At 28.3% G+C, this 10112-nt stretch carries 9 protein-coding genes; 1 reads left to right on the plus strand and 8 read right to left on the minus strand.

Annotation, left to right across the window (positions count from 1 at the left end):
- The 4 genes from Q0V15_RS09360 to Q0V15_RS09375 form a co-directional block, all read right to left on the minus strand.
- Positions 1 to 807, minus strand: an 807-nt coding sequence (locus Q0V15_RS09360) for a hypothetical protein (RefSeq protein ID WP_297438320.1), incomplete at its 3' end; no start/stop codon positions are given.
- A 141-nt stretch (positions 808 to 948) separates the two neighbouring features.
- Positions 949 to 2754 (minus strand): ABC transporter ATP-binding protein, encoded by a 1806-nt coding sequence (locus Q0V15_RS09365; RefSeq protein ID WP_297438337.1) that lies wholly within the window; start codon positions 2752 to 2754, stop codon positions 949 to 951.
- 58 nt (positions 2755 to 2812) lie between these two features.
- Positions 2813 to 4552, minus strand: coding sequence for an ABC transporter ATP-binding protein (locus Q0V15_RS09370; protein WP_297438323.1), 1740 nt, complete (start codon positions 4550 to 4552; stop codon positions 2813 to 2815).
- Between the two features lie 25 nt (positions 4553 to 4577).
- The gene (locus tag Q0V15_RS09375; RefSeq protein WP_297438325.1) at positions 4578 to 5018 is read right to left on the minus strand and encodes a MarR family winged helix-turn-helix transcriptional regulator; all 441 of its coding nucleotides are present in this window, start codon (positions 5016 to 5018) and stop codon (positions 4578 to 4580) included.
- A gap of 180 nt (positions 5019 to 5198) precedes the next feature.
- Between Q0V15_RS09375 and Q0V15_RS09380 the strand changes: the two genes are divergently transcribed.
- The gene (locus tag Q0V15_RS09380) at positions 5199 to 5612 is read left to right on the plus strand and encodes a hypothetical protein (RefSeq protein WP_297438327.1); all 414 of its coding nucleotides are present in this window, start codon (positions 5199 to 5201) and stop codon (positions 5610 to 5612) included.
- A gap of 628 nt (positions 5613 to 6240) precedes the next feature.
- Here Q0V15_RS09380 and Q0V15_RS09385 read toward each other — a convergent pair.
- From Q0V15_RS09385 to Q0V15_RS09400, 4 genes are all read right to left on the minus strand, one after another.
- The gene (locus tag Q0V15_RS09385; RefSeq protein ID WP_297438329.1) at positions 6241 to 7374 is read right to left on the minus strand and encodes an EpsG family protein; all 1134 of its coding nucleotides are present in this window, start codon (positions 7372 to 7374) and stop codon (positions 6241 to 6243) included.
- Entirely contained in the window at positions 7371 to 7967 is a 597-nt protein-coding gene (locus Q0V15_RS09390) for a hypothetical protein (RefSeq protein WP_297438331.1), read from the minus strand. Before Q0V15_RS09390 ends, Q0V15_RS09385 begins: the two co-directional genes overlap by 4 nt.
- Before the next feature lie 235 nt (positions 7968 to 8202).
- Positions 8203 to 9501 carry an APC family permease gene (locus Q0V15_RS09395; protein ID WP_297438333.1) on the minus strand — a complete coding sequence of 433 codons (1299 nt, stop codon included), beginning with the start codon at positions 9499 to 9501 and terminating at the stop codon, positions 8203 to 8205.
- 51 nt (positions 9502 to 9552) lie between these two features.
- Positions 9553 to 10112, minus strand: a 560-nt coding sequence (locus tag Q0V15_RS09400) for a gamma-glutamyl-gamma-aminobutyrate hydrolase family protein (protein WP_297438335.1), incomplete at its 5' end; no start/stop codon positions are given.

Here is a 10112-nt window from a genome sequence, read left to right on the forward strand (position 1 = left end):
AAACTTTTTAAAATCATTTTTTGTAAAAGTTTTATTATCTATAAGCTTTTGATTTATAGAATAGCTTTCAATTTCTCCTGTTTTACTGCTTAATGTATCAAAAACAAGAAGTTCCTCACTTGCATATATATTAGTTAATACATTATCTGTTTGAAATAAAACTTTCCCTTCACGTTCACCTGCCTTGCTATGTGAATCACCATAATTAAAATAAAAGAAATTATATTTATCTGATTTGCTATCAGGATATGAAATATAATACTTTTCCTGATAAACATATACACTAGATAAATCAGCATTTTCATTATTAAAACTAATCTTGCAACTACCTAAAAGCGTATTAGTCTCACTAAACTCTGTAATTAAATATGCATATTTCTCTTCTCCTTTTTTATGTTTAAAAATACTTTCATTATGTTTAAATCCCCAATCCTTTTTATCTTTAACCTTTGCAAGTATAATTACTTGTTCACCAATAACTTTAATATCTAAAATATCATAATCTGAATTTTTATCATCTAAACAAATATATTTTACATCTCTCCCTGCTTGTCTATTTAATAATGCTAAATTATTCTCACTATCAATATATAAATCTCTACCATTATCATATAAATGAATTTTTCTTTCTTCATTTGATATTTCTTCTGAGCTAAAGTTCACTGGCAAATTCCCAGCAAATTTATTCTTTAACCCATTTTTAGCTATATAACTAACCAATCCTATAGTTAAAACTACTATTACACATATACTAATGCCAAAAATCAAAATTACCTTCTTAATTATTTCTTTATTTTTATTTAACATTAATTCAACTCCTAAAAACATTTATTATATATATATTCGTTTATTAAAAGTTAAATTTGATATATAAAATTTTTCTTACATATTATAAAGAAAAATAGCTAGATATTACTAAGTCTCACCTTAGATATCTAGCTACCTGTTTTATATAATCATTTCTTCTATTTCTTCTCCAAATTGGCTGTTATATAAATCTTCATAGAAACCTTTTTGCTCTATAAGATTATCGTGACTTCCACTTTCTATAACATTTCCATCTTTCATAACAAGAATTATATCAGCATCTTTGATTGTTGATAGTCTGTGTGCTATAACAAAACTTGTTCTTCCCTCCATTAGCCTATTCATAGCATTTTGTATAAATACTTCTGTCCTTGTATCTACACTACTTGTAGCCTCATCAAGTATTAAAATTGCGGGGTCTGCAAGAATTGCTCTAGCTATTGTTAGAAGTTGTTTTTGACCTTGTGATATATTTGATGCATCTTCATTTAATACTGTATCATATCCATCTGTAAGAGTTCTAATAAAGTGATCTGCATGAGCTGCCTTAGCTGCTTCTACCACTTGTTCAAATGTAGCACTCTCAACTCCATAAGCAATATTATCTCTTATAGTTCCATTAAATAACCATGTATCCTGAAGAACCATACCAAATGTATTTCTTAAATCTTTTCTACTCATATGATTAATATCCACACCATCAATCTTTATTGACCCAGAATTAATATCATAGAATCTCATAAGAAGATTTATAATAGTAGTTTTTCCTGCTCCTGTTGGACCAACAATTGCTACTGTTTGACCTGATTTTGCCTCAATATTCATATCAGTTATAAGAGTTTTATCTTCTGTATATCCAAATTCAACATTTTCAAATGTAACATTTCCTTTTAAATCTTTAATTACTTTTGTTTCTTCAATCTCTGGAATTTCTTCCTCTTCATCAAGAATTTCAAAAACTCTCTCAGCAGAAGCTGCTGTTGATTGAAGTACATTCATAATATTAGCAACTTGACTCATTGGCTGTGTAAACTGCTGAACATATCTTATAAACGCTTGTATATCTCCAAGTGTTATATATCCCTTTGTAACAAATATCCCACCAAGAACTGCAACTGCAACATAACTAAGGTTACTTACAAATCTCATAAATGGCATTATAATACCTGATACAAATTGAGCTTTCCATCCACAAACATAAAGTCTATCATTCATTTCTTCTAAAGCTTTTATTGATGCTTCTTCTCTATTAAATGTCTTTATTATTTTATGACCTGAATAAACCTCTTCTATATGTCCATTAATTAAACCAATTTCTTTTTGCTGCTCTGCAAAGAACTTTTGAGAACGCTTCATAATTGGTTTAATCCCAAATATCCCTAGTGGAATTATTATAATACATATAAGTGCAAGCCATACATTTATACTAAGCATCATAATCATAACACCAATTACAGTGATTAGTGATGTAATAAGTTCATTTAAACTCTGTTGAAGAGTTGAACCTATATTCTCTAAATCATTTGTAACTCTACTAAGTAAATCACCTTTTGAATGTCCATCAAAATATTTAAGTGGTAATTTATTAAGTTTATCTTCTACTTGTTCCCTAAGTGTATATACTGTTTTTTGTGCAACAGATGCCATTACAAACTTCTGTGCAAATAAAAATACAGCGCTTAAAATATATAACCCTGCAAGGATTAATAAAACATAAAATATATAATGGAAATCCATAGTTGCACCAGGTACACCTTTATACTTTTCCATTACTCCATCACCAATCTTAGTAATAGCAAGACCTAAAACCTTTGGTCCTATAACACTAAAAATTGTTGCTATTATAGCAAGTATAAATATAACTACCATTCTAATCTTAAATTCTTTAAGATATCCAAATAATCTTTTCATAGAACCTTTAAAATCTTTAGCCTTTGGCCCTTTCATTCCACCTTGTCCTCTTCCAAATGGAGAGCTTGATGATTTACTCTGTTTTAATTTTTCATTAGTTGAACTCATTTTGCATCTCCTCCTTTGAAAGTTGTGATAATGCTATCTCTTTATATAAAGGACAGTTTTTTGCAAGTTCCTTATGTGTTCCCATTCCAACTATTTGTCCTTCATCAAGAACTAAAATTCTATCTGAATCTTTAGCTGAACTAATTCTCTGAGTAACTATAATTGTTGCACTATCCTTTGTTTCATTCTTAAGTCCTGCTCTAAGTTTTGCATCAGTCTTAAAATCAAGTGCTGAAAAACTATCATCAAATACGTATACTGATGGTTTTCTAACAATCGCTCTAGCAATAGATAATCTTTGCTTTTGCCCACCTGATACATTTGTTCCACCTTGAGCTATGGCATGTTTATATGAACCATCCATTTTTTCAATAAATTCAGAAGCCTGTGCAACACCTGCTGCATGTTTTACTTCTTCATCCGTTGCATTTTCTTTCCCATATCTTATATTCTCTTCTATTGTTCCACTAAATAATATAGCTTTTTGTGGAACATACCCTATATGATTTCTAAGTTCTTCTTGTGAGATACTTCCTATACTAGTCCCATTTATTAAAATTTCACCAGATGTAATATCATAAAGTCTTGGAATTAAACTAACAAGCGTAGATTTCCCAGAACCTGTACCCCCAATAATTGAAAGAGTTTCTCCTGCATTAACCTTAAATGAAATATTACTTAAAACTGGTGTTTCTGCTCCTTCAAAAGCAAACTCAACATCTTTAAACTCAATACTTCCTTTATCTATTTTGGCATTTTTCACTTTTATATCATCCTTAATAGATGGCTCAATATCCATAACTTCATTAATTCTTTTAGCTGATGCTGCTCCTCTTGGAATCATGACAAACATCATTGCAAGCATAATAAGTGAGAACATAATCTGCATTGCATATTGAATTACAGCCATAAGGTTACCTATTTGAACTGAACCATTATTGACCATTATTGCTCCAACCCAAACAAGTGCTACAGTTGTAATATTTAAAATAAGCATTAAAACTGGTTGAAGTGAACCCATAAGCTTATTTACTTTAATTGATGTATCAGTTAATTCTTTGTTAGCTTCATTAAACTTAACACTTTCAAACTCACTCTTATTAAATGCTCTTATAACTCTTATACCATTAAGTTTCTCTCTCATAACTTGATTGACCTTATCAAGTCTTGATTGGATACTTTTGTATAAAGGAACACCCTTCATACCAATTAATGTTATAACAATTAAAAGAATAGGTATTGCAATAAGTATAACAACTGAAAGTTTTGGACTCTTTTCAACAGCCATAATAATTGCTCCAACCATCATAATAGGTGCTGTAACCATCATTCTAAGAATTGTAATGGTTACTGTTGAAACTTGTGTTATATCATTCGTAGTTCTTGTAGTAAGAGAGGCTACACCTATCTTATCTATATCTCCTTGCGAAAAGCTTTCAACCTTTCTAAATAATTTTGATCTTATATCCCTTGCAAATCCAATTCCAACCTTTGATATAAATAAAGAAGATATAATCATAGCTATCATTCCAATAATAGTAACAATTAACATCTCTCCTCCAACATTTAATATATAACTTGTATCACCATTCATAATACCCTTATCGACTATCTCAGCCATAAGTGTTGGTAAAAATAAACTTGTTGCTACCTGTATACATAAAAGTATTCCTATCACAATCAGAGAACCAACATAAGGTTTAAGTTGCTTGTACAATTTAAGCATTTATTCACTCTCCTAATCTTTTGTATTATTTATCTAAACATTTTTCTAAATTATTGTTTACTTTTTTAAGAATCTTTTTAAGCCAATCTTTCTCTTCATCATTTAAAACATTAAATGATTTTTCATTTATATTTTTCATAACTTCTTTAACCGTTATACAAGTATCTCTACCCTTATCTGTTAAATAAAGTCTTGAAACTCTCTTATTAACTTCATCTATTTTTTTCTCAATAAAACCTGCTTTTTCAAGTCTTTTAACTGTAACATTAACAGTTGCTGGTTTTACACATAATATTTCTGCCATTTCTTTTTGACTAATCCCACTATGTTTCCTTAAAACAAATAAAAATCTAGGTTGTCCCACATAAAGACCATGTTCTTCTAAAACTGCTCTACTTTGTGTAAAGTGAGTTTTCATCATTGTTCTCATTTCTAAATATAACTCTTCATCATCTCTCTCATCCAAAATCAACACCACCCTTTAATTAGCCGACTAACTTAGTCGACTAATTTAGTATACGTTCAAGTGAAAAAAAAGTCAACTTTAATTAAATTGTAATTCAACTTTACTTTTTTAACTCTTTATTTTTAAAGCAAACTAAAATATGCTATAAATAAGTAGAAATCAATTCGGAGGGCGTAAGAAATGAGAAAACATCTAAAACTAATTATTATACTATTGATAATAGCAATTGCTGGGGGGGCTGTCATCATACATAAAAAACTCGAGAAAAAAGGTGATGCAACATATAAAGTTAATGTAACTGTCCAAGATAAAATATCAGGTGAAAATTATTTGGATAATTTTGCTTTTACAACAAAGAAAAAAAATATTGGAAGTTTCCTTGAAAACAACATTCAGATTTTTTCTCCATTCTTTACTGGTAAAGAAACTTCTGATAATATATCAAGTTTATTTGGCATTGCTAATACAAGTTCTGGTTCTTGGAAATATAGTTATTCTACAGGTAGCTCAAAAGGCACACTATTACCTACAAATAACCTAAGTACAATACCACTTCAAAATAATTCAAATTTAACATTCACATTTGAAAAATAAAATAATTTATGCATTATAAAGAAAGATAGAAATTTAAATTTGATTTCTATCTTTCTTTATATCAATTCCCACTATATGCCATCAATAAAATTACATTTCAGATACACTTCAGATACATTTTAGTTGCACATATGTGCTAAATATAAATAGTCACACCCCTAAATCTCTACATATTTTATTAACATAACACACTTCTAAGTAACTTATTATTAATATAGTAATTTTCTTAATAAATACTTACGGAAAAAGAAATTTTTATTTAATTTTATTGATATTTATTTGTAATCTTTTAGAGATATAATAATATTATAGAAAAGAACAAATCTAGAAAAAGTTAGAAAAAAACGTTTCTAGTTTATAATAGAAATTAAATTTATAGGGGGTAAAAATTATGACAATATTAATATTAGGTTCATTAGCGTTAGTTATAGCTTTAGTATCATGCTCAATACCAAAAGGTGAAAAAGTTGACTTTTATGACCAATCATCATTTGAAGTTAGATAATTTAAAAGTTATAATGCGTTACAAAATAATTAGCAATCATATTATTTTATATTAGAAAAACCACCAAGCGGATTCCCCCCTTAGTGGTTTTATTTTTATATTTTTAAACTTCCTAATATTCTATTAAATTATATACCCAAATATATTCATTCTATATGGAAGATAAAAAACTGCATTAGCTTGTAGAAATCTTATATTCATAACAAAATATATAAATACAAACATACTTACAAATAAAAATCTCACTTTCTTATTATGAATTTTATTCATCAAATATGGTATTAGCAGTATAAGGGCTAATCTATAATAATTAGAAAATCTAATCCCTATAATGAAATAATTATTGAATACAAACATAGATATAACCCCTAGTAAGTAAACATTAAATAAAATATTAAATTTCCGATTATTTATATTATATATTTTTCTTACTATTAATATAAATGTGACTGTAAAGATATCTAATAGTACATTAAAACTCAGCCCCATTTTTTGTGACATAATATTAGTATATGCATATATTTTATCTCCAATAAATCCATATGAACCTTTAAAATGTAATCCAATCCCCTTGATATCTAAGAAGTGACCACCAAGAGCACATACAACTAAAAGTCCTATAATTACTACAGTATTATATCTTCTTGCACCAACAATGAAAATAAGTAAAAATACAATAGCTGAAACATGGAATAAAACCGATATTAATATAAGTATAAATGGTATTATTCTTTTATTTTTCAGATATAAGTATAAAGCTATAAAATCTATTGCTTGTGCAAAAGTACTTCTTATCTGCCCCATAGTCCCAACTAAGAAATATAATGATACTGCTATAAATAATGCAAAAAACACTCTATTTGTAGACTGTTTAATTATAATACTTTTAAATCCTACCGTTACTGCTGCAAATATTAAAAACATTAATGTTGGGTATGCAAAATGCTCACCTATTATCTTATTAACAAAAACAAATCCTGGCTCTAGTCCAACTTTTTGACCATCCATTATTTCATAGAATATATTTGAATATGATGAGTAATCTAATCCTACATAGTATCTAAATCCAGCAAATGCTATTAAACCAAGAACTATTAATATAAATATAGTAAGCTTAAATCCTCCAATTTTATTAGAGTCATCAATCTTTTCCGCTACATGTTTCCCACCTGCACCTGCTACTGTTTTTTCTCTAACATGGAAAAAATCTAAAATAGCAAATATAGCAAGTGCAAATAAAATTATTAAATATATCATTCTTTACCTCCTGATTTTCTACCTTTAAATATAATCATATCTAAGAATGCTGATACTAAAATACCAAATATTATTCCTATCATTGAATATATTACTGTATAAATCTCTGAGTTAACTTCACTAAGTTTACCAAGGCTAATTTTATGAATACTATAGCAGTATCCTTTCTTCATTATTTCAATTATTTTATTAGAGTATGCATCTAATATATTATTTATTTCACTCTTATTTTCTGATGTATACTGAATAGTAAATGTCATATTTTCAGGATTTTGTATTATATTAATACCTTTATTTACTTTAGCCATAGATTGACCCTGTAAACCTCCTGCTATATCATTTTGAAAAACTTTCATTCTCATTAAAAGATCTACCCCACTAATCATCGTATAGTAATGGGATTTTTTTATTTTACCAACAGCTCCACTAGTATCAGTATCTGTAAGCCCCAATAATACAGTATTACTATACTTTGGTTTCACTAAATACTTATGTCCACCATATCCTACAATAATCGCAATTATAATTATAACTATACCCCATCTTTTAAAAAATGATAATAAATCATAAATTGTTAAATTCTCATTTCCCATGCGATCCTCCCTTTTCATTTATCATTTGTTTAAATTTAATTTCACCTTATTATATTTTCAAAGAATATAATTTATAAGATAAAAAAAATTAATAAGATTTGTTTATAATTTCTTAACACAAATCTTATTAATTATATCTTTTTTTATTTTGTTTTTCAAATTTAGTAAACCTATTTTAAGCAATATTTCTTATATATTTTCACTATATAAGAAATATTAGTAATTAATCTAAATTTTATTCTTTTATTTCTTCTTGTTTATTATATTTTCTCATGATGAAATATAGTGGAACTGCTATAACAAGAGCACCAAGCCCCCAAACTATATTCTTTAAACTTGATTGTAAAACAAGCCATATACTAACTACAGATGCTACTATTGGTATAATGGGTCCAAAAGGTATTCTAAATGTTGCATTTAAATCTTTCTTTCTTCTTAAAACAAGTATAGCTACACAAGTTGGAAGATACTGTGCAAATCTTGATATTGAACTTATAACTGCAAGTTCTGTAAATGAACCAGATAACGCTATTGGAATTGTAATAATTGCACTTACTATTATTCCAATATACGGTACATTTCTTTTACTCATCTTAGCCATTGGTTTTGGTAGTAATCCATCATCCGCTAAGCTTTTTGCTATTCTTGGTGTATAAAATGATTGTGCTACATTTATTCCTATGATAGACACCAAAATTCCAATACTAATAAAATCTGCACCAAATGGTCCAAGGAACCTTTGAGTGGCTGTACTTACTGGTGTTAAATCATTTGCAAGACCTTGCCCAAGCATTCCTATTGAAACTATTTGTATAAGCATATATACTGCTGCAACTATTGCCATAACAATAATAATTGCTCTTGGAATATTCTTCTTTGGATTTTCCATATCTTCAGCACCAAGTGCTAAACTCTCAAACCCTGTAAATGCGAAAAATATTAATAATGCTGCTGTTCCAAATGAACCTGAAACATATGTATTATGAGGTAGAATCGGTGTAAAATTAGAACCTTTTATAAAGAAAATCCCTACTGCTATAAATAATACAAGTGGAACTAACTTTCCGATAGTTGCTACATTTAAAATAATCTTTGTAAAATTAACTCCAATTAAATTTATAATTGTTAAAACTACTATTACAGAAATTACTATTATGTCTTTTGTTAACCCATGTGCCGCTGCTGGCCAAAAAACTGATAAAGCTGTTGAAAATCCTACTGCCATAGTTGCTGCTGCAATAATACAAACTGCATATGTCATTATTCCAACTTCAAATGCTGGAAAATCTCCAAATGCTTTTTTTGTGTAAAGATATGGTCCTCCACCTTTACTAAACATACTTCCTGCTTCTGCAAAACAAAGTGCTACAGCTACCGCAAGTGCTGCATCAAATAAAATTACTAAAAGACTTGCTGTTCCCATAAGCTTCATAGCTTTATTAGGTAAAAGAAATATTCCTGTCCCGACTATTGAGTTAAATCCTAGTAAAATCATACTCCAAAGCCCAATTTTATGTCTTTTGCTTTTTTCCATTATTAAAACTCCTCCTATAAACTCAACTTTTATAGCTAAATATTTTATTTCCTATTTTATACTATCTATAAAATATTTAAATATATTAAGCATCTTGTCATTATCTTTTGTTAGTGCTTCTGGATGCCATTGAATCCCCATAACTAAAAAATCATCATTCTTTTTTTCAATAGCTTCTATAATTCCATCTTCTGAAACTGCTGAAATACTAAAGCCCTCTGCAAGGTTTTTAATTGCTAAATGATGAAAAGAATTCACATAAATATTTTCTCCTAAAATATTATATAGCTTACTCTCTTTTTCCACCTGAACATTATGCGTTGCACATGCTGGTATTCTTTGTTGTCTATGTTCTAAAAAGTCTCCATCCTTTAAAGAAATATCTTGATACAAACTCCCACCATATGCAACATTTATAAGTTGATGCCCTCTACAAATTCCAAATGTTGCAACAGATTTCTCCTTTGCTTTTTGACATAAATAAAACTCATACTCATCTCTCTCAACTGATATTTCTTCAAGCTTTTCATGTATTTCCTCATTATATCTAGCTGGATTAATATCATATCCACCTGAAATTATAAGTCCATCAACTACATCTATATAACTAT

The sequence above is a fragment of the uncultured Clostridium sp. genome (assembly GCF_947036855.1).
Lineage (GTDB): Bacteria > Bacillota > Clostridia > Clostridiales > Clostridiaceae > Sarcina.